A 19,127-nucleotide genomic window follows, 5' to 3' on the forward strand; every position below is an offset into this window, starting at 1 on the left:
TGCTTCTATTCTTGGAAAACGCCTCTGTGTTGGCCAACGGGAGTTTGTCGCTTTCGAGTACCTATGATATCATTATGTGAAGGAGGGAAGTAAAGTGCCAAGAAGAGGTAATATCGCAAAACGTGATGTTTTGCCCGATCCGCTTTACAATTCAAAGCTTGTAACACGTCTCATCAATAATATTATGTTTGACGGTAAGAAGGGTGTTTCCCAGAAAATCGTCTATGGTGCATTTGATATTATCCGTGAGAAAACCGGAAAGGAGCCCCTGGAGGTTTTTGAGCAGGCAATGGAGAATGTTATGCCGCAGCTCGAGGTAAAGGCTCGCCGCGTCGGCGGTGCCACCTACCAGGTCCCGATGGAAGTTCGTCCGGAAAGAAGACAAACCCTTGGTTTGCGCTGGATGACGAAGTATTCCAGACTCAGATCTGAAAAGACCATGAGGGAGAGACTTGCCGGCGAAATCCTTGACGCTGTAAATGGTGCTGGCGGTGCTGCTAAGAAGCGTGACGATACGCACAAGATGGCAGAAGCGAACAGAGCTTTCGCACATTACAGATGGTAATTTGCGCGGGCATTCAACTATTTTCAGAACTTTAAGGAGGAAACTATGCCAAGGCAGGTATCACTCGAACAAACCCGTAATATCGGCATCATGGCGCACATCGATGCTGGTAAAACAACAACGACAGAACGTATTCTGTACTACACGGGCGTTAACCACAAAATTGGTGAAACACACGATGGCGCTGCTACCATGGACTGGATGGCGCAGGAGCAGGAGAGAGGCATTACCATTACCTCCGCTGCTACCACCTGCTTCTGGAAAGGCCATAGAATCAACATCATCGACACCCCCGGCCACGTGGACTTTACCGTTGAGGTTGAGCGTTCCCTGCGCGTGCTGGATGGTTCCGTAACCGTATTCTGTGCAAAGGGCGGCGTTGAGCCCCAGTCCGAGACGGTTTGGCGTCAGGCGGAGGAATATCATGTTCCGCGTATGGCGTATGTAAACAAGATGGACATCATGGGCGCGGATTTCTACAACGTCGTTCAGATGATGAAGGACCGCCTGAAGTGCGCCGCCGTCCCGATCCAGCTGCCGATCGGCAGTGAGGATACCTTTAGAGGGATCATCGATCTGGTCGAGATGAAAGCCGATATCTACTATGACGATATGGGCAAAGACATGCGTCAGGAAGACATTCCGGAAGACATGCGTGAAAAGGCCGAGGAATACCGCACCGCGATGCTCGAGCACATTGCCGAGCAGGACGACGCGCTGATGGAGAAATATCTCTCTGGCGAGGAGTTCACTCGTGAAGAGATCATCACCACCATCCGTAAGGCCACGATTGCCAATCAGATGGTTCCGGTTTGCTGCGGTACTTCCTATAAAAACAAGGGCGTACAGAAGCTCCTTGATGCCATTGTGGACTATATGCCCGCTCCGACGGATATCGAAGCGATCAAGGGCGTGAATCCGGAAACCGGCGAAGAAGAAGTCCGTCATGCTTCGGACGACGAGCCGTTCTCCGCTCTTGCGTTTAAGATTGCCACAGACCCGTTTGTTGGTAAGCTCTGCTATTTCCGTGTATATTCCGGTACGCTGAGCGCTGGCGCCACGGTTTATAACTCCGTTAAAGACAATAAAGAGCGCATCGGCCGTATCCTGCAGATGCATGCAAACCATCGTCAGGATATCGACATTGTTTATGCGGGTGATATTGCTGCCGCAATTGGCGTAAAGAACACCACCACCGGCGACACCTTCTGCGACGAGAAGCATCCGGTTATTCTGGAATCCATGGAATTCCCGGAACCGGTTATCCGCGTGGCGATCGAGCCGAAGACAAAAGCCGGTCAGGAGAAGATGGGCATTGCGCTGGCAAAGCTGGCGGAAGAAGATCCGACCTTCAAGGCGTATACCGACGAAGAGACCGGACAGACCATCATCGCCGGCATGGGCGAGCTGCACTTGGAAATCATTGTAGACAGACTGCTGCGTGAATTCAAGGTGGAAGCGAATGTCGGTAAGCCGCAGGTTGCATATAAGGAAACCGTCCGCAAGCTGGCGGATGTGGATACCAAGTATGCGAGACAGTCCGGCGGTAAGGGCCAGTATGGCCATGTTAAAATTAAGGTTGAGCCGAACCCGGAGAAGGGCTACGAGTTTATCAATGCCACCGTTGGCGGATCTATTCCGAAGGAATACATTCCTGCGGTTGACCAGGGTATCCGCGGTGCGATGCTCTCCGGCGTATTGGCTGGATATAACGTTGTCGACGTAAAAGTCACCCTGTACGATGGTTCTTACCATGAAGTCGACTCCTCTGAAATGGCCTTTAAGATCGCCGGTTCCATGGCGTTCAAAGAGGCGATGAAGAAGGCCGATCCGGTCATTCTGGAGCCGATCATGAAGGTTGTTGTCATTGTACCGGAAGACTACATGGGCGACGTCATCGGCGACCTGAACTCCCGTCGTGGCCTGATCCAGGGCATGGACGCGGTTTCCGGCGCTCAGCAGATCAATTCCATGGTTCCGCTGTCTGAAATGTTTGGTTATGCGACCGACATGCGTTCCAAAACGCAGGGCAGAGGCCAGTATACAATGGAGCCCGACCACTATGCGGAGGTTCCGAAGTTTGTTGCTGACTCGATTATTTCCGAGCGTGGTAAAAAGACTGAATAAGTTACAAAATATGCTTGATTTTTCCGGGTTTCCTTGGTAAAATGATAAGCATAGTTCTGACTTAAAAAATCTTACTCTGTATTTATAAAAGGAGGAGAATCCCAATGGCAAAGGCAAAATTTGAAAGATCCAAACCCCATGTAAACATTGGTACCATTGGTCACGTTGACCATGGTAAAACCACTCTGACTGCTGCGATCACCAAGGTTCTCAATCTCGCGGGCGACGCTGATTTCGTTGATTATGCGAACATCGATAAGGCTCCGGAAGAGAGAGAGCGTGGTATCACCATCAACACCGCGCACGTTGAGTATCAGACGGAAACCCGTCACTATGCTCACGTTGACTGCCCTGGCCATGCTGACTATGTTAAGAACATGATCACCGGTGCTGCGCAGATGGACGGTGCGATCCTGGTTGTTTCCGCTGCAGACGGCCCGATGCCGCAGACCAGAGAGCACATCCTGCTTTCCCGTCAGGTTGGCGTGCCGTATATCGTTGTATTCATGAACAAAGCGGATCAGGTTGACGATCCGGAACTGCTCGATCTGGTTGAGATGGAAATTCGTGACCTGCTCAACGAGTATGAGTTCCCGGGCGACGACACCCCGATCATCCGTGGTTCCGCTCTGGTTGCTCTGGAGTCCGCTTCCAAGGACACCGATGCACCGGAATACAAGTGCATTCATGAGCTGATGGATGCTGTTGACAGCTTTATCCCGACTCCGGAGCGCAAGTCTGACCTGCCGTTCCTGATGCCGGTTGAAGATGTCTTCACCATCACTGGCCGTGGCACAGTTGCTACCGGCAGAGTTGAGCGTGGCGTCATTAAGGTTGGCGAAGAAATTGAAATCGTTGGCCTGACCGAAGAGCGCAAGAAGACCGTTGTTACCGGTCTGGAAATGTTCAGAAAGATTCTGGACTTTGCAGAAGCTGGCGATAACGTTGGCGCGCTGCTCCGTGGCGTTCAGAGAACAGAGATTGAGCGTGGACAGGTTCTGGCGAAGCCGGGCTCCATCCACCCGCACACCAAATTTCGTGGCCAGGTCTACGTCCTGACCAAGGATGAAGGCGGCCGTCATACACCGTTCTTCAACAACTATCGTCCGCAGTTCTATTTCAGAACCACAGACGTTACCGGCGTCATCAACCTGCCGGAAGGCACAGAGATGTGCATGCCTGGCGATAACGTTGAAATGGACGTTGAGCTGATCACCCCGATCGCAATCGAGGAAGGCCTCCGTTTCGCTATCCGTGAGGGTGGCCGTACGGTTGGTTCCGGTGTTGTTATCGCGATCAACGAGTAATTAAAAAACAAAAAAGGGCTTCATTCGTAAGAATGAAGCCCTTTTTGCGTTATCCGTTGACAATGGTGCCGCCGTCCGGGTGCAGCACCTGTCCTGTCATATACCGGGAGTCATCCGAAGCCAGAAAAACATAGCAGGGAGCGACTTCAAATGGCTGTCCTGCGCGCTGCATGGGAACCTCAGAGGTATAACTGCCAAAGGTGGTCACTTCCTTTGCGGAATAGGAAGAGGGAATCAGGGGTGTCCAAATGGGGCCGGGCGCTACGCCGTTGACGCGGATTCCCTGCTTGACCAGGTTCTGCGACAGCGAGCGCGTCAGAGCAAGGACTGCACCTTTGGTGGAACTGTAATCCAGCAGGTTTGCGCTGCCCCGGTAGGCTGTGACGGAAGTTGTATTAATAATGGAAGCGCCGGCCTTTAAATGGGGAAGTACGGCCTTGATCATAAAGAAGAAGGCGTAAATATTGGTGCGGAAGGTCAGATCGAGCTGTTCCTCACTGATATCCAGAATGCTTTTCTGGATAAATTGCACCGCATGGTTGTTGACCAGAACATCAATTTTTCCAAAGCAATTCAATACTTGTTCAACGGCCTCCTGCGACATGGATTCCTGTTTCAGGTCGCCGGGGATCAGCAGGCATTTCCTGCCAAGTTGTTCTACGCGGCATTTGGTGTCTCTGGCGTCCTGATGCTCGTTAAAGTAGCAAATTGCTACATCGGCGCCCTCTTTTGCAAATGCATAGGCGATCGCCCGGCCAATGCCGCTGTCGCCGCCTGTGATGATGGCGACCCGGTCCTGTAGTTTTCCACTGCCTTTGCTGTCTGGGTTTTCCGAGATGGGGGTGGGGTCCATGAGATATTCCATTCCCGGTTGACCGTATTGGTGCTGCGGCGGGAACAGGACGGGAATCTCCCGGCATTTGCTTTCTTTCTTTAAATATGGATAAACCGGATACATGATCGTTCCACCTTTCTGAGGGTCAACTGCGCGTATTTCTTCTATTTGCATTTTTATGTGTATCCGGCGTTGGATATGTTGCAGCAGGGCAAACGAAAAGCCTCCGTCCGGAATGATTGACGGAGGCTTTATTAACAGGTCAGCGCTTTCCTTGGAAATTGGACGCGTGGAAGGTTTGGAAAATTCCCATCAGGAGACTGGTTTTCCTCTTTTTGTAGTAGCAGTAGATGGAAATCAAAAAAAGCAGGGAACCGATCAGGCAGACCAACATATCCTGCATGGTATCGTGTACGCCGGTCGTCAGAACGTTTTGTGGATCCGTTCCAAAGACAACGCTGATGGCGTATTCTGAAAGCTCCCATAATCCGGCGACTGCCATGGACACAGAGAACGAAAAGACAGAAACCAGTGGAAAATCCTTTTCCCGTATTTCCTTTTGCGGCGAAAGGAGATAGAATAACAAAAGGGCACCGAAAGTGCAGAAGACGCCTGATAAGGTATGGATTGCTTTGTCGTAATAGGGCACCAGAGAATAGGCGGGAACTACCAGTCCGATGACATAGGCCAAAAAGCTGAACAGGTACACGACAAAGCGGAATTGGTGGACAGTTTGCAGGTGGAACAGTTTTTCAAGAAGAAAAGGAACCGCCAGCAGCAGAAGTCCGCCAAAAGCGAGAATGTAATAATATGGCCTTCCCAATTGAATGTTGTAGACAGCCAAACCGAGGCTGACGATGCTGTAAATACCGATTAGAAATGGGTTCAGTTTTTGAAAAATTGCTTCACGATGGATCATAAATGGCCTCCTTACCGAAAATGGGGTACGATATCCCTATCATACAACAATCCGTACGGAAAAGGGAAGGCCATAAAGGATTATTGCTGTTTCTCTTAGGAAACAGGAAAGGATGTGCAGGATTACGAATCAGATATTAGAAAGCTTGTACCGGAGAAAGTCTGTGCGTGTATTTACAGATCAGCTGATTGCACAAACAGAAAAAGATGCGATCATCAAAGCAGCCATGCAGGCGCCGTCGGCGGGCAATCAGGCTTTGTATACCATTTTGGATATCACCGATCCGATGTTGAAGAAAAAACTTGCAGTCACCTGCGACAATCAGCCATTCATCGCGAAAGCGCCGATGGTGCTGATCTTCCTGGCGGATTTCCGTAGATGGTATGACGCGTTCCGGTATGCCGGCTGTGAACCGCGCAAACCTGCGGAGGGCGATCTACTGCTGGCGATGGCGGACGCCTGCATCGCGGCGCAGAACAGCGTTGTTGCGGCGGAGAGCTTGGGAATCGGCTCCTGCTACATCGGAGATGTTCTGGAACAATACGAAGCGCACCGGGAGCTGTTGTGCCTGCCGGACTATGTGTTCCCCGCGGTCATGCTTGTCTATGGATACCCGACGGAGCAGCAAAAGAGGCGGAAGAAGCCGGAACGGTTTGAACAGTCCTATATTGTGCAGGAAAATGCTTACCAAACATTCAGCCCACAGGAGCATGAAGCGTTTTTCCAGGAGCAGGCGGGACGGGAGGGAAAGTCGTTGTTTGACTATCCGGCTTTTATGCAGGCATTTTGCAAGCGTAAATACAACTCGGAATTTTCCCGGGAAATGTCCCGTTCGGCATCGCTGTATATACAACAGTTTCAAAATAAATAGGAAAAATCCGCATGGAGACAATGTATGTTTCATGCGGATTTTTTATTTGGATTCCAGTGTGTCGCGAAGAGAAGCGTTATCGCGCTCCAGTTTGCACATTCCCTTTGTTCCCGCCAAAAGTGCCAATTCGTCGCCAATGACGTCGAACAGGTCTCCCATCAAGGCGAGTTGTTCCGGGGTTCTGTCGTGTGCCAATTGGAAGGCAATTGCGGTTCCCGCGGCAATCAAACGTTCTCCGTAACAATTATCCATTACATGCTCACCCTGATACAGGATATGACAAAGATAGCCGGTTGGTGCAAAATATCAGGAAAAAGATGTCGTATTGCCAGCCAGCTCCTGTACAAAAGCATGCATTTCCTGTTTGGATTGGATGCTGTGCGTGTGCGCAATAATCTGTTTCTGTCTGTTTTCCGGCATTGCACAGAAGTGCTCCATTGCCTGCGGATGCTGAGCAAGCGCCATACCGAAACCGAGCGGTAATTCTTCCATATGGATTCCTCCTCTTAAAATTACAAGGATACGACCAGTATTTCCGTTTTCTGTTTGATCCATGAACCGCATGGACATGTAAAATCTGGATGGATGCAAAAACGGCCTTTTCTGGTATGAAAGGTTTTCTCTGTGCAAGAATAGCTGTGAGAACGAACAAGAGGATGGGATTGAATGAGAAAAACTTCTAAAATCAGGCGCTTCTTCCTGTCGCTGGGTGTCATGCTGCTGACAGCCGCAATGACAGCCGGCGTCAGCGCCATTTTTATTTATACGATGGAAAAAGTCTCTGTAGAGCAGACAGAAGCCCGGCAGGAGGTCCAGCAGGAATCGGCGCCGAGCGGAAAACAACCCTTGTCTGGAGCAACGCTGGTGGACGCCAAACCTGCTGAGCCGGTGTACGAAAGAGCGGAGCTGGACGATACGCTGGTGCTGGTCAATTTTGAACACTCGCTGCCGGACAGCTTTCACCGAAATATCATCGATTTATATGGGACGGATGTAGACGAGCGGCTGGAGGAACCGTTCAAGCAGATGCAGCGCGCCGCGCGCGCGGACGGTGTTTCACTGTGGATTTCTTCCGGATACCGCAGTGTGGCGCGGCAGGAAGAGCTGTTCACCCGTGCAGTCAATGAAAACCTGGACAAAGGCATGGACCAGAAGGAGGCGGAGGCCGTTGCGGCTGTTTCCGTAGCGCGGCCGGGGTGGAGCGAACACAATACCGGCCTGGCGATCGACCTCAACGGCGTGGCGGAAAACTTTGATACAACGCCGGAATTTGCCTGGCTGGACGAGCACGCGGCGGAATACGGTTTTATCCTGCGGTATCCAAAGGATAAACAGGAGATTACAGGCATTCGGTACGAGCCGTGGCATTACCGGTTTGTCGGCGTGGAGCACGCAAAAGCGATCCGGGAGCGCCATTTCTGTTTGGAAGAGTATGTAGACTATTTGGAAGATAATCGTTGAAATCCTGCGTGTATTTGGTATAATAAAAGAATTGGGACGCCGTCCGCGCGTTGCGGCGGCGTTTTTCCGTATTCAGCCGGTTTTTCCGGCGAATGGCAGTGAGGGAAGCGCGGAAGCGGCCGCTTTTGCGCGCGAAAAAAACGAGAGGCGGATTTTTATGCAAAATCAAGTGGTAAGAACCAGATTTGCACCAAGCCCCACCGGCTTTATGCATGTCGGCAATCTTCGCACAGCTCTGTACGAATATTTGATCGCCAAGTCTATGGGCGGGCAATTTGTGCTGCGCATTGAGGATACCGACCAGGAACGGCTGGTGGAGGGCGCGGTTGACATCATTTACAATACATTGAGAAAAGTGGGCCTGCAGCATGATGAAGGCCCGGATATTGGCGGTGAATACGGTCCCTATGTGCAAAGCCTGCGCAAAGACCTGTACAAGCCGTACGCGGAGCAGCTGGTCGAGCAGGGCAAAGCGTACTACTGCTTCTGCACAAAAGAGCGTCTGGACGCGCTGCATGAGAGCAAGGACGGCGAGGAATCCTTTGGTGGATATGACCGCCATTGCCGCGACCTGCCCAAAGAAGAAGTGGAGCGTTTGCTGGCGGCGGGTACGCCCTATGTCATCCGGCAGAAAATGCCGGTGGAAGGTTCCACGACCTTTCACGATGTTGTGTACGGCGACATCACCATTGAAAACCGCGAGTTGGAGGACCAGGTTCTGCTGAAATCGGACGGGTATCCTACATACAATTTCGCGAACGTTGTTGATGACCACCTGATGCACATCACACACGTGGTGCGCGGCTGTGAGTACCTGACCTCTACACCAAAGTATAACCTGCTGTATGAAGCGTTCGGCTGGGCGCTTCCCACCTATGTACACCTGCCGCTGATCATGGGCAAAAACGAGGACGGGAGCGTCTCCAAACTGTCCAAACGGCACGGTGCGACCGGCTTTGAGGATTTGGTCAAGGAGGGCTATCTCCCGGAGGCGATCACCAATTATATCGCGCTGTTGGGCTGGTGCCCCAAGGAGAACCGTGAGCTGTTTACTTTGGCGGAGCTGGCGGAGCATTTCTCCATCGACGGCATTAGCAAATCTCCCGCGGTGTTTGATTACGATAAACTGACCTGGTTTAATGCGGAGTACATCCGCAACATGCCGCAGGCAGAATTCATCGCGGCGGCACAGCCGTATTTCCAGCAGGTGTTTGGGGACAAGCAGGTCAATCTGGAGGTGCTTGCGACCATCCTGCAGCCGCGTGTGACAAAGCTGACGGAGATTCCGGGAATTATCGGTTTCTTCCAGGACCTGCCGGACTATGACAAAGAATTTTTTATCAATAAAAAGAGTAAGACCAATTTGGAAAATTCCGTGACCATGCTGGAGGCGGCAATTGCGGAACTGGAGCAGGTGGAAGATTGGCAGCTTGATGTGATCCACGAAAGACTGATCGCGCTGGCGCAGCAGCTCGAGGTTAAAAACGGCACTTTGCTTTGGCCGGTGCGCATTGCGGCGGCCGGCATGCTGGTCACGCCCGGTGGGGCAATGGAAATTCTGGCCATCTTGGGCAAGGATGAGGCGGTCCGCCGGCTGAAGATCGGACTTGAAAAACTGCATCATTGATAGAACGAAATTTTGGTATAAAGGAGCACCCGAAATGAGCGACGAGATCAAGAACAGGGAAGAGACGGAAGGCTGGAGCAATTTTATCCACGATTTTATCGATGAGGATATCCAGCCGGGCGGCCGGTTTGCCGGGAAGACGGTACACACGCGTTTTCCGCCGGAACCCAACGGCTATCTGCATATCGGCCATGCCAAGGCGATCTGTATTGACTTTGGCACGGCGGAAAAATACCGCGGCGTCTGCAACCTGCGCATGGATGATACGAACCCCACCAAAGAGGATACCGAGTATGTCGATGCGATCAAAGAGGATATCCAGTGGCTGGGGTTTTCCTGGGATGACCGTTTCTATTTTGCGTCGGACTATTTTCCGAAGATGTATGAGCTGGCGGTTGGCCTGATCAAAAAAGGGCTTGCTTATGTATGTGAGTTGACCCCGGAGCAGATGCGGGAAAACCGCGGCGATCTGACGCAGCCTGCGGTCAGTCCGTATCGCGACCGTCCGGTTGAAGAAAGCCTGGACCTTTTTGCGCGCATGAAGGCGGGCGAGTTTGCAGATGGCAAAATGACGCTGCGTGCAAAGATTGATTTGGCCTCCGGCAACTTCAATATGCGCGACCCGGTGATTTACCGCATCAACCACATGCATCATCACCGCACGGGGGATACCTGGTGCATTTATCCGATGTATGATTACGCGCATCCGATTGAAGACGCGCTGGAGGGAATTACGCACTCCCTGTGTTCCCTGGAGTTTGAGGACCACAGGCCGCTGTACGACTGGGTAATTGCCAATGTCGATCTGCCGGACAAGCCGCGCCAGATCGAATTTGCACGTCTGGGAATTAACAATACGGTGATGAGCAAACGCAAGCTGCGCCAGCTGGTGGAGGGCAATTATGTCTCCGGCTGGGATGATCCCCGTATGCCGACGCTGTGCGGCCTGCGCCGCCGCGGCTACACCCCGGCATCCATCCGCAATTTCTGTGAGCGCATCGGCGTTTCCAAGGTAAACAGCACGGTGGAATACGGCTTCCTGGAGCACTGCCTGCGTGAAGATTTGAACGAGAACGCACAGCGTGTCATGGCGGTGCTGGACCCGGTCAAACTGATTATCACCAATTATCCGGAAGATTTGACAGAGGAATTTGAAGTGGAAAACAATCCCGGCAAGCCGGAAGAGGGGACCCGCACGGTTCTGTTTTCCCGCGAGCTTTGGATTGAGCGCGAGGACTTTCTGGAGGAACCCTTTAAGGGGTACTTCCGTCTGTTCCCAGGCAATGAGGTGCGTTTGAAGACCACGTATATCGTCCGTTGCACGGGCTGCAAAAAAGACGAGGACGGCAATGTGATTGAGGTGTACGCCGAGTACGATCCGGCCACGCGCGGCGGCAACACGCCGGACGGCCGCAAGATTAAGGGAACCATCCACTGGGTGGACGCCAAAACTGCGGTCGATGCGGAAGTCCGGCTGTACGACAGCCTGTTTACCGTTCCAGACCCGGATGCGGGCGATTTCCTGGAAGTGCTGAATCCGGATTCCCTCAAGGTGCTGACAGGTTGCAAGGTAGAGCCCGCGCTGGCAGAGGCCAAGCCGGGGCAGTCCTTCCAGTTCATGCGCCAGGGATATTTCTGCGCGGATAGTGTGGACAGCACGCCGGAACATCCGGTGTTTAACCGCTCCGTTTCTTTAAAGGACGGTTTTAAAAAGAAAGCGGGCAAATAAAAAAAGACCTGATAAACAACGATTCCCCCCGCGCACCGCGCGGGGGGAATCGTCAATTCAGCTGATTTTTCAGGCGTTCATTCAAGCGCTTTTGCTATTGGGGAAGTGTCTGTCCGTAAATTCCCTGCACCACGACTTCGCCCGCGTTGACAGCAGTCTGCCGCCCGTCATCGGTGTTGACGAGCAGCTCGCCGGTGGAACTGACACCAACAGCTGTGCCGGTTTTCTGGATCTTTCCCTGGTAGAATCCAACGCGCCGGCCGATAGAGACGCAGAGCATTTGGTATTCATGCAGGACAGCAGGTGTCAGACAACTGTAGTTTTCTGGCGTCAGCAACCCTTCCAGTTCCCATAAAACAGCCTGTAAAAGCTTTGCGCGGGAGACGGTGCGGCCCGTTTCAATCTGTAGAGAAGTTGCCTTTTCCGCAAGACTTTCCGGGAACACGGGAATATTGGCGTTGATGCCAATGCCGAGCACCATGTATTCGATCCGGTCGACCTCCGCCGCCATCTCGGTCAGGATACCGCAGACTTTCCGGCTGCCGATCACCACGTCGTTGGGCCATTTGATTTTTGCTTCGCAGCCGGTCAGGGAACGAATGGCGCGGCAGACAGCAATGCCCGCCAGCAGGGTAATATTGCCTACCTCCGACGGGATCAGGCCCGGACGCAGCAGCACGCTGAACCAGACGCCCGTTCCTTCCGGCTGTTCCCAGCGGCGTCCCAGGCGGCCCTTGCCGCCGGTCTGCTGCTCTGCGGTGAAAACGCTTCCGTCCGGCGCGCCCCGCAGCGCTTGGCGCTTGGCTTCCTCGTTGGTGGAATCCGTCTCCGCCAGGCAGACAATTTTGCTTCCCAGCGTTTTGGTATGCAGGCCCGCGCGGATCTCCGCTTCTGTCAGCAGGTCCGGCAGGGCGAGAAGCCGGTATCCCCGGTTGGTGGCGGAGTCGATCTGGTATCCGGCATCCCGCAGGGACTGGATGGCTTTCCAGACAGCGGCGCGGGAGACACCCAGTTCTTCACTCAGCTGTTCACCGGAGAGGTAATCTTCGGTGTCCTGCAGGCGTTGTAAGATGTTTTCCTTGGTGGTCATTCTATCACAACTTTCTGTGAAATTTTTCGATGTACACAAAGTACGTTTACGCTTATTGTAGTATAGCACAAATTGGAAGGAAGCACACGGGCCGCTTCGGAAGAAAGAGAGAAACGTAAAAAAGGTCTGTCTGTTTGCTGGAAATGGTGTTATAATATAAATTCCGATAGATAAGCGATTTTAAAAAAAGTGAGGTGCGGAGAATGGATGTAAGACCCGGCGATTTACTGCAGATGAAAAAGACACATCCTTGTGGGGGAAAGACGTTTCTGGTTCTGCGCGCGGGCATGGATTTTAAAATCCGGTGTACGACCTGCGGCCATGAGATCATGGTTCCGCGCCTGAAATGCGAAAAGAATATCAAAAAGATTCTGCGCGAGAACACGAGCGACGAGCTCTAACCGCTTTCTGCGTCTTAAAATGAAAATTTCAGAAAGCAGGTACTAAATATGTTTGAGAATATACAGGTTTTTGAAAAGCGATACGAGGAATTAAATCAGAAGCTCTGCGACCCGTCGGTGCTTGCGGACCCCGCCGTTTACGCGGAGCTGATGAAGGAACACAAGAATATTACGCCGATCGTGGAAAAGTACCGCGAGTACCGAAAAGCGGAAGAGGCGCAGGATGAGGCCAAAATGCTTCTGGACGAGGGTGGACTGGAAAAGGACTTCCGTGAGATGGTGGAACAGGAGCTGGAGGATGCCCGGGAAACGGTGGTGCAGACGTCCGACGAACTGAAAATCCTGTTGCTTCCGCGCGATCCGAACGACGATAAAAACGTTATTGTGGAAATTCGCGGCGGTGCGGGCGGCGAGGAAGCGGCGCTGTTTTCCGCCGTACTGTTCCGCATGTACAGCATGTATGCGGAGAGCAAAGGCTGGCAGACGGAAATCCTGAATACCAACGAGACGGAGCTCGGCGGTTACAAAGAAATCAGCTTTATGATTACCGGCGACGGTGCGTATTCTAAGTTGAAATATGAGAGCGGCGTGCACCGCGTGCAGCGCGTGCCGGAAACGGAGACGCAGGGACGTGTGCATACCTCCACTGCGACGGTTGCCGTCCTGCCGGAGGTAGACGACGTGGAAATCGAGATCAATCCGAAGGATTTGCAGATCGATACCTTCCGCTCCAGCGGTGCGGGCGGCCAGCACATCAATAAAACGTCGTCCGCGATCCGGATCACGCACCTGCCGACCGGTATGGTGGTGGAATGCCAGGATGAGCGAAGCCAGTTTAAAAACAAGGACAAGGCCATGAAGGTACTGCGTTCCCGCCTGTACGAGATCGAGCAGGCCAAGCAGGACGCACAGGTGGCGGCGGACCGCCGTTCTCAGGTGGGCACGGGCGACCGCTCCGAGCGGATTCGCACGTACAATTACCCACAGGGCCGCTTGACGGACCACCGCATCGGTTTGACGCTCTATCGGCTGGACAGTATTTTGAACGGTGACATCGACGAGGTGATTGACGCATTGGTCGCAGCGGACCGCGCCGCCAAGCTGGAGGCGTCCATTGAAAGCCAGCGCTGAGCATTAGGAACATACAAAGGAGAGAAAAGCATGCAAACGCAGCTTTTAGATGCAAAGGAGCCGGAATCCATTCGAAAAGCCGCCCGTATTTTGCAAAACGGCGGCTTGGTGGGGATTCCCACAGAGACAGTGTACGGCCTTGCGGCGAACGCGCTGAACGGCGCCGCCGTCGCCGGGATTTTTACGGCGAAGAGCCGTCCGATGGACAATCCTTTAATTGTACATATTTCGCAGTTTGATCAGATTGACGGATTGGTGCGCGAGGTGCCGGACGCGGCAAGAAAACTTGCTGAACGCTTCTGGCCCGGGCCGCTGACCATCATTTTGCCAAAGGGAAATTGTATCCCGGATGAGGTGAGTGCGGGGCTGGATACGGTTGCAATCCGATTCCCGTCCCATCCGGTCGCGCAGGCGGTGATCGACGCTGCCGGCGTGCCGTTGGCGGCGCCCTCTGCAAACCTCTCCGGACATCCCAGCCCGACGACTGCCGCCCATGTGATGGACGATATGGACGGCAGGATCGAAGCGGTTTTGGACGGCGGCCCGTGCGCGGTCGGCGTGGAATCCACCGTTGTCACGCTTGCAGCGGAACCGCCGCGTCTGCTCCGTCCGGGCGGCGTGACCTTGGAACAGCTCCGCGAGGTGCTGGGTGACGTGGAGATGGACCAGGCGGTTTTAAACCCGCTTCCAGAAGGGCAGCAAGCGGCGTCCCCCGGCATGAAATACAAACATTATTCTCCAAAGGCCAATGTGGTTATTTTGGATGGTTCCTTGGAACACTATATCGATTATGTCAATACGCATGCGAAACCCGGCGTCGCGGCCCTCTGCTACAACGGCGAAAACGATGCGCTTTCCGTTCCGGCGATCTGCTACGGCGGGGAGCGGGACTGCGGCGAGCAGGCGCGCGAGCTGTTCGACGCGCTGCGGGAATTGGACGATGTGCTGCACGCCGAAACGGTCTATGCGCGCTGCCCGGAGCCGAAGGGCGTCGGGCTGGCGGTGTACAACCGGTTGATCCGTGCCGCGGGATTCGAGGTGATTTCTCTTGGCTAAACCATTTGTCATCGGCCTGACCGGGCCCACGGGAGCCGGAAAATCCACGGTGGCGGAATCGTTTGCCGCCTTGGGCTGTGGGGTGATCGACTGCGATCTCGTTGCGCGCGAGGTGACTTCCGGGCCGGTTTGCCTGCAGCGCCTGCAGGAGGCCTTTGGGCCGGACCTGGTCCGTAAGGGCAGGCTGGACCGCGGCCTTTTGGCGGAACGGGCATTTGCAACCAGGGAATCCGCGCTGCGTTTGAACCAAATCACCCATCCGCTGATTCTGGAAGAGGTACAGCGGAAAATTAATCAATATGGGGAACAGGGCATGAAGGTGGTCGTCGTGGATGCCGCGCTGTTGTTTGAAAGCGGCGCGGACGCGCAATGCGACACAACGGTTGCAGTGGTGGCCGATTTGCAGTTGCGTCTGCGCCGGATCATACGGCGCGACGGTATCTTCGAAGGGCAGGCGCGGGCCAGAATCAGCGCCCAGCAGCCGAACGAATATTATACCGGGCGCGCGGCATATGCTATGGATGGCGGTGTTCCTGCGGAACAGGTTCCGGAGGAGACGAAAAAACTGCTGTGCGCCATTATGACCGCGGCCCAATGAGTTCCCTTTGGAGAATGCGATGAAGCGATGGATCAAAACAATTTTAACGCTGGCTGTTTTGTTTGTAGTGGGTTCCCTGCTGCTCAACTGGGGCTACGATTCCTTTATGAAGGCGGCGTATCCGCTGGCGTATAAGGAGCTGGTCACAAAAGAAGCGGCGGAGCAGGGGGTGGACCCTGCTCTGGTCTATTCTGTGATCAAGGCGGAAAGTAATTTTGACCCCGAGGCAAAGTCCCACGCGGGCGCGATGGGCCTGATGCAAATTACACCGGATACCTTTGACTGGCTGCAAACAAAGCTGCGGGAGGATATTTCCTATACAAAGGAAGATTTATATTCGCCGCAGGTCAATATCCGTTACGGCTGTAAGTTTTTGCAGATCCTGCAGGACAAATACAGCGAGCGGGCGACGGCACTGAGCGCGTATAACGCGGGCATTGGAACCGTCAATACCTGGCTTAGTAATCCCGAAATTTCACAGGATGGTGTCACGCTGAGCCGGATTCCCTATCCGGAAACGGAGCGGTATGTCAGCACCGTGCTGCGGAATTATCAAAAATATAAAGAAATCTATCAGTTTGAATAGACAGGAGGAACACATATGGCAAAGAAAAATGAAGCGCCGGATGTAAAAAAGCTGAAAGAGGAGCTGTTGCTCTGCCGGAAGAACGGCTATTTCCAGATTCCGGACGAAAAGGTCAAAAAGGCGGACGATTTCTGCGAGGGCTACAAGGCGTTCCTGGACAGCAGCAAGACCGAGCGGGAGGCTGTCCTTTCCGCAGTTGCTCTGGCGGAGAAAGCGGGCTTTTCGGCATACGACGCAAAGAAAACATATGAAGCCGGAGACCGCGTATATTACAATAACCGCGGCAAGGCTCTGATTCTGGCGGTGATCGGCAAGGACGGCTGCAAGAACGGCGTCCGCATCGCGGCGGCGCATATCGATTCCCCGCGTTTGGACCTCAAGCCGCATCCGCTGTATGAGGAGAGCGAACTGGCTCTGTTTAAGTCTCACTATTATGGCGGCATTAAGAAATACCAGTGGACGGCGATCCCGCTTTCCATGCACGGCCTGGCCGTGTTAAAGGACGGCACCCGCGTGGAAATCCGTTTGGGCGAGGAGCCGGGCGAACCGCAGTTCTGCGTGACCGACCTGCTGCCTCATCTTGGTACCGAACAGATGCAAAAGACCCTGGCAAAAGCAATTGAGGGCGAGAATCTGAATATTCTGGCCGGCAGCCGCCCGGTGCGCGCTGAGGAAGGAGAGAACCTCTTTAAGCTGAATGTGATGCGCCTGATCCATGAGAAATATGGAATGACAGAGGAGGATTTTGTCTCTGCCGACATCGAATTTGTCCCCGCGTTCAAAGCATCGGATATTGGATTTGACCGCAGCCTGATCGGCGGCTACGGCCACGACGACCGCGTCTGCGCGTATCCGTCCCTGATGGCGGCGCTGAACAGCAAGACGCCGCAGCATACGGTCCTGACTGTACTTGCGGACCGTGAGGAGATTGGAAGCGACGGAAACACCGGCCTGAACTCCGAATTTATGCGCTATTTTATTGAGGATCTGGCGGAGAAAGAGGGACTGAAGGTCCGTCATGTGCTCAGCAAGTCCAAATGTTTGTCCGCAGATGTGACAGCGGCGTTTGATCCGACCTATGCCAGTGCGTACGAGAAGACAAACTCCACGTTTGTCAACAACGGCGTTGCCATGAGCAAGTATACCGGCTCCCGCGGCAAGAGCGGGACCTCTGAGGCGACAGCGGAGTTTGTGGCGGAGGTACGCAGTATCTTTGAGAAAAACGACGTCCTCTGGCAGATCGGCGAGCTTGGCAAAGTGGACGGCGGCGGCGGCGGAACGGTGGCAATGTTTGTTGCCAACCTGGATGTTGACGTGCTCGACGTGGGCGTGCCGGTGCTTTCCATGCATGCGCCGTTTGAGGTTGTTTCCAAGACGGACGTTTATATGACGTACAAGGGCATCAAGGCGTTTTTTGAATCCAAAGTGTAAGAGTATTAGATAAGCTGCCTTTATCACAATGTACGTTTGTACTGAATTTTGAAGAATAAAGCAATCCCCTCCCGTCTTTCGCAGGAGGGGATTGTGAATTAGGCCTGTTTTTTCTATGAATTCCAACTATTATGATACAGCCATTTTGCTGCAAAAATCCCGCTGCCTGTCCGAAGGGCAGCGGGATTTTTTCGTATGTGCATCACAGGGTAATGTGGTCGAGTATGCCGTTGAGCTTGGCAAGCAGAACGCCGTAGTTGGTAATCGGTACACCTGCGTCTTCCGCGCGGGCGATGCGGGAAAGCAAATATTTTCGATTGAACATACAGCCGCCGCAGTGGACAATTAGATCGTATGAGCGGAGGTCCTCAGGGAAGCTGGCGCCGCTGACCACCTGGATATCCATGTCCGCCCCATATTTTTTCCGGAGCAGCGCGGGAATTTTAACCCGGCCAATGTCCTCGCTCAGCGGGGCATGCGTACAGGCCTCTGCAATTAACACGCGGGATTGATTGTTCAGCTGCTCTACGGCGTTGGCCCCGCGCACAAAAGCTTCCAAATCTCCCTTGTGAGCGGCAAACAGGACGGAAAAAGAGGTCAGTCTGCTTTCCTTCGGCGCCTTTTCGTAGACGGTTTTAAACGCCTGCGAATCCGTGATAATGAGGTCCGGCGGTGTTTTTAAAGCGGCAAGCGCCGCTTCCATCGTATCCGGCGTGGCATTGATGGAGATGCAGCGGTTGTCCAACAGGTCGCGAATGGTCTGCACCTGCGGCAGGATCAGGCGGCCCTTCGGTGCTTCCCTGTCCTGCGGCATGACCAGCAGGACGACGTCACCTTCCTTGACCAGACGGCCGGTGATGCTCTCCGCGCCGTAATTTTCCGGCAGGACGCGCGTCAATTCCTGCAAAAGCTGCGGAATACCGGTGCGGTCTGCGGCGCTGACCGCGATGGGGAAGAGGTGAAGCTCTTCCCTTATTTTGTTCAGCAGGGGAGCCGGTTCGGTTTGATCGGCCTTGCTGACGACCGCAACAACGGGAATTCCGCCCTGTTTCAGCTCCTTCAGCCATTCGGTTTCCATTGAGAAATCGCCGTCCGTAAAAATTAGAATAGCAATGTCCGCCTTGGGGAGCGTCTGGCGGGTCTTTTGGATGCGCAGTTCTCCCAACTCGCCTTCGTCGTCAAAGCCGGCGGTATCGATAAAGACGCATGCACCCAGCCCGCGAACCTCCATCGCTTTATAAACCGGGTCGGTTGTGGTGCCCGCTACGTCGGAAACCAGCGCCACATCCTGATTGGTCAGGGCGTTGATCAGGGAGGACTTGCCGCTGTTCCGTTTTCCATAAATGCCGATGTGCAGGCGGTTGGCGTTTGGTGTGCTGTTCAAACTGTTCAT

At 53.6% G+C, this 19,127-nt stretch carries 19 protein-coding genes; 13 read left to right on the top strand and 6 right to left on the bottom strand.

Translation table 11 applies throughout. From position 1 onward, the window contains the following. The first annotated feature begins 94 nt into the window (after positions 1-94). The 3 genes from rpsG (at position 95) to tuf (ending at position 3,999) form a co-directional block, all read left to right on the top strand. Entirely contained in the window at positions 95-565 is a 471-nt protein-coding gene (gene rpsG / locus BN2106_RS07225) for a 30S ribosomal protein S7 (protein ID WP_050697898.1), read from the top strand. Between the two features lie 45 nt (positions 566-610). Next, positions 611-2,692, top strand: a complete 2,082-nt coding sequence (gene fusA, locus BN2106_RS07230) for an elongation factor G (RefSeq protein ID WP_050697899.1) — start codon at positions 611-613, stop codon at positions 2,690-2,692. A gap of 104 nt (positions 2,693-2,796) precedes the next feature. Further along, positions 2,797-3,999, top strand: coding sequence for an elongation factor Tu (gene tuf, locus BN2106_RS07235; protein WP_050697900.1), 1,203 nt, complete (start codon positions 2,797-2,799; stop codon positions 3,997-3,999). 49 nt (positions 4,000-4,048) lie between these two features. On the opposite strand, the gene BN2106_RS07240 is transcribed toward tuf, so the two are convergent. Together BN2106_RS07240 and BN2106_RS07245 are read right to left on the bottom strand one after the other, a co-directional pair. After that, on the bottom strand, positions 4,049-4,957 hold the full coding sequence (locus tag BN2106_RS07240) for an SDR family oxidoreductase (protein WP_050697901.1): 909 nt from the start codon (positions 4,955-4,957) through the stop codon (positions 4,049-4,051). 139 nt (positions 4,958-5,096) lie between these two features. Further along, positions 5,097-5,753 (bottom strand): DUF2238 domain-containing protein, encoded by a 657-nt coding sequence (locus BN2106_RS07245; RefSeq protein ID WP_050697902.1) that lies wholly within the window; start codon positions 5,751-5,753, stop codon positions 5,097-5,099. Positions 5,754-5,865: 112 nt separating this feature from the next. Here BN2106_RS07245 and BN2106_RS07250 point away from each other — a divergent pair, with 112 nt between their 5' ends. Next, a complete protein-coding gene (locus BN2106_RS07250) occupies positions 5,866-6,624 on the top strand; it encodes a nitroreductase family protein (protein ID WP_050697903.1) in 759 nt (252 codons plus the stop codon). Positions 6,625-6,666: 42 nt separating this feature from the next. Here BN2106_RS07250 and BN2106_RS07255 read toward each other — a convergent pair whose 3' ends face one another. Continuing rightward, on the bottom strand, positions 6,667-6,876 hold the full coding sequence (locus BN2106_RS07255; protein ID WP_050697904.1) for a hypothetical protein: 210 nt from the start codon (positions 6,874-6,876) through the stop codon (positions 6,667-6,669). A gap of 54 nt (positions 6,877-6,930) precedes the next feature. Beyond that, positions 6,931-7,116 carry a YdeI/OmpD-associated family protein gene (locus tag BN2106_RS07260; RefSeq protein ID WP_050697905.1) on the bottom strand — a complete coding sequence of 62 codons (186 nt, stop codon included), beginning with the start codon at positions 7,114-7,116 and terminating at the stop codon, positions 6,931-6,933. A 174-nt stretch (positions 7,117-7,290) separates the two neighbouring features. Here BN2106_RS07260 and BN2106_RS07265 point away from each other — a divergent pair, with 174 nt between their 5' ends. From BN2106_RS07265 to BN2106_RS07275, 3 genes are all read left to right on the top strand, one after another. Then, positions 7,291-8,085, top strand: a complete 795-nt coding sequence (locus BN2106_RS07265; RefSeq protein ID WP_050697906.1) for a M15 family metallopeptidase — start codon at positions 7,291-7,293, stop codon at positions 8,083-8,085. A 157-nt stretch (positions 8,086-8,242) separates the two neighbouring features. After that, the gene (gene gltX, locus BN2106_RS07270) at positions 8,243-9,712 is read left to right on the top strand and encodes a glutamate--tRNA ligase (protein ID WP_050698459.1); all 1,470 of its coding nucleotides are present in this window, start codon (positions 8,243-8,245) and stop codon (positions 9,710-9,712) included. Between the two features lie 34 nt (positions 9,713-9,746). Further along, positions 9,747-11,441 carry a glutamine--tRNA ligase/YqeY domain fusion protein gene (locus BN2106_RS07275; RefSeq protein ID WP_050697907.1) on the top strand — a complete coding sequence of 565 codons (1,695 nt, stop codon included), beginning with the start codon at positions 9,747-9,749 and terminating at the stop codon, positions 11,439-11,441. A 94-nt stretch (positions 11,442-11,535) separates the two neighbouring features. Here BN2106_RS07275 and BN2106_RS07280 read toward each other — a convergent pair whose 3' ends face one another. Next, entirely contained in the window at positions 11,536-12,531 is a 996-nt protein-coding gene (locus BN2106_RS07280) for a biotin--[acetyl-CoA-carboxylase] ligase (RefSeq protein ID WP_050697908.1), read from the bottom strand. A gap of 203 nt (positions 12,532-12,734) precedes the next feature. On the opposite strand from BN2106_RS07280, the gene BN2106_RS07285 reads away from it, so the two are divergent. Genes BN2106_RS07285 through BN2106_RS07310 form a run of 6 tightly spaced genes read left to right on the top strand, consistent with a single transcriptional unit; the run spans position 12,735 to position 17,734 of the window. Further along, complete coding sequence (locus tag BN2106_RS07285; protein WP_050697909.1) at positions 12,735-12,932, top strand: DUF951 domain-containing protein; 198 nt, start codon at positions 12,735-12,737, stop codon at positions 12,930-12,932. Between the two features lie 48 nt (positions 12,933-12,980). Continuing rightward, the gene (gene prfA / locus BN2106_RS07290; protein WP_050697910.1) at positions 12,981-14,063 is read left to right on the top strand and encodes a peptide chain release factor 1; all 1,083 of its coding nucleotides are present in this window, start codon (positions 12,981-12,983) and stop codon (positions 14,061-14,063) included. Between the two features lie 30 nt (positions 14,064-14,093). After that, entirely contained in the window at positions 14,094-15,119 is a 1,026-nt protein-coding gene (locus BN2106_RS07295) for an L-threonylcarbamoyladenylate synthase (RefSeq protein WP_050697911.1), read from the top strand. Further along, a complete protein-coding gene (gene coaE, locus BN2106_RS07300) occupies positions 15,112-15,717 on the top strand; it encodes a dephospho-CoA kinase (protein ID WP_050697912.1) in 606 nt (201 codons plus the stop codon). The genes BN2106_RS07295 and coaE overlap by 8 nt, the downstream gene beginning before the upstream one ends. 19 nt (positions 15,718-15,736) lie before the next feature. Next, entirely contained in the window at positions 15,737-16,303 is a 567-nt protein-coding gene (locus tag BN2106_RS07305; RefSeq protein WP_050697913.1) for a lytic transglycosylase domain-containing protein, read from the top strand. 15 nt (positions 16,304-16,318) lie between these two features. Beyond that, positions 16,319-17,734: an aminopeptidase gene (locus BN2106_RS07310; protein ID WP_050697914.1), complete on the top strand. Its 1,416-nt coding sequence runs from the start codon at positions 16,319-16,321 to the stop codon at positions 17,732-17,734. 202 nt (positions 17,735-17,936) lie between these two features. On the opposite strand, the gene hydF is transcribed toward BN2106_RS07310, so the two are convergent. Then, positions 17,937-19,127: a [FeFe] hydrogenase H-cluster maturation GTPase HydF gene (gene hydF, locus BN2106_RS07315; RefSeq protein ID WP_207641705.1), complete on the bottom strand. Its 1,191-nt coding sequence runs from the start codon at positions 19,125-19,127 to the stop codon at positions 17,937-17,939.

Source organism: Anaeromassilibacillus senegalensis (assembly GCF_001261775.1).
Taxonomy (GTDB): Bacteria; Bacillota; Clostridia; order Oscillospirales; family Acutalibacteraceae; genus Anaeromassilibacillus; species Anaeromassilibacillus senegalensis.

What these genes read in the sequence shown, in the direction of transcription:
- prfA (WP_050697910.1), top strand. Translation starts at nt 12,981, where the DNA reads ATGTTTGAGAATATACAGGTTTTTGAAAAGCGATACGAGGAATTAAAT.
- BN2106_RS07285 (WP_050697909.1), top strand. Translation starts at nt 12,735, where the DNA reads ATGGATGTAAGACCCGGCGATTTACTGCAGATGAAAAAGACACATCCT.
- BN2106_RS07295 (WP_050697911.1), top strand. Translation starts at nt 14,094, where the DNA reads ATGCAAACGCAGCTTTTAGATGCAAAGGAGCCGGAATCCATTCGAAAA.
- BN2106_RS07305 (WP_050697913.1), top strand. Translation starts at nt 15,737, where the DNA reads ATGAAGCGATGGATCAAAACAATTTTAACGCTGGCTGTTTTGTTTGTA.
- BN2106_RS07250 (WP_050697903.1), top strand. Translation starts at nt 5,866, where the DNA reads ATGTGCAGGATTACGAATCAGATATTAGAAAGCTTGTACCGGAGAAAG.
- BN2106_RS07240 (WP_050697901.1), bottom strand. Translation starts at nt 4,957, where the DNA reads ATGTATCCGGTTTATCCATATTTAAAGAAAGAAAGCAAATGCCGGGAG.
- gltX (WP_050698459.1), top strand. Translation starts at nt 8,243, where the DNA reads ATGCAAAATCAAGTGGTAAGAACCAGATTTGCACCAAGCCCCACCGGC.
- BN2106_RS07260 (WP_050697905.1), bottom strand. Translation starts at nt 7,116, where the DNA reads ATGGAAGAATTACCGCTCGGTTTCGGTATGGCGCTTGCTCAGCATCCG.
- fusA (WP_050697899.1), top strand. Translation starts at nt 611, where the DNA reads ATGCCAAGGCAGGTATCACTCGAACAAACCCGTAATATCGGCATCATG.
- BN2106_RS07280 (WP_050697908.1), bottom strand. Translation starts at nt 12,531, where the DNA reads ATGACCACCAAGGAAAACATCTTACAACGCCTGCAGGACACCGAAGAT.
- tuf (WP_050697900.1), top strand. Translation starts at nt 2,797, where the DNA reads ATGGCAAAGGCAAAATTTGAAAGATCCAAACCCCATGTAAACATTGGT.
- BN2106_RS07275 (WP_050697907.1), top strand. Translation starts at nt 9,747, where the DNA reads ATGAGCGACGAGATCAAGAACAGGGAAGAGACGGAAGGCTGGAGCAAT.
- BN2106_RS07245 (WP_050697902.1), bottom strand. Translation starts at nt 5,753, where the DNA reads ATGATCCATCGTGAAGCAATTTTTCAAAAACTGAACCCATTTCTAATC.
- BN2106_RS07265 (WP_050697906.1), top strand. Translation starts at nt 7,291, where the DNA reads ATGAGAAAAACTTCTAAAATCAGGCGCTTCTTCCTGTCGCTGGGTGTC.
- BN2106_RS07255 (WP_050697904.1), bottom strand. Translation starts at nt 6,876, where the DNA reads ATGGATAATTGTTACGGAGAACGTTTGATTGCCGCGGGAACCGCAATT.
- hydF (WP_207641705.1), bottom strand. Translation starts at nt 19,127, where the DNA reads ATGAACAGTTTGAACAGCACACCAAACGCCAACCGCCTGCACATCGGC.
- BN2106_RS07310 (WP_050697914.1), top strand. Translation starts at nt 16,319, where the DNA reads ATGGCAAAGAAAAATGAAGCGCCGGATGTAAAAAAGCTGAAAGAGGAG.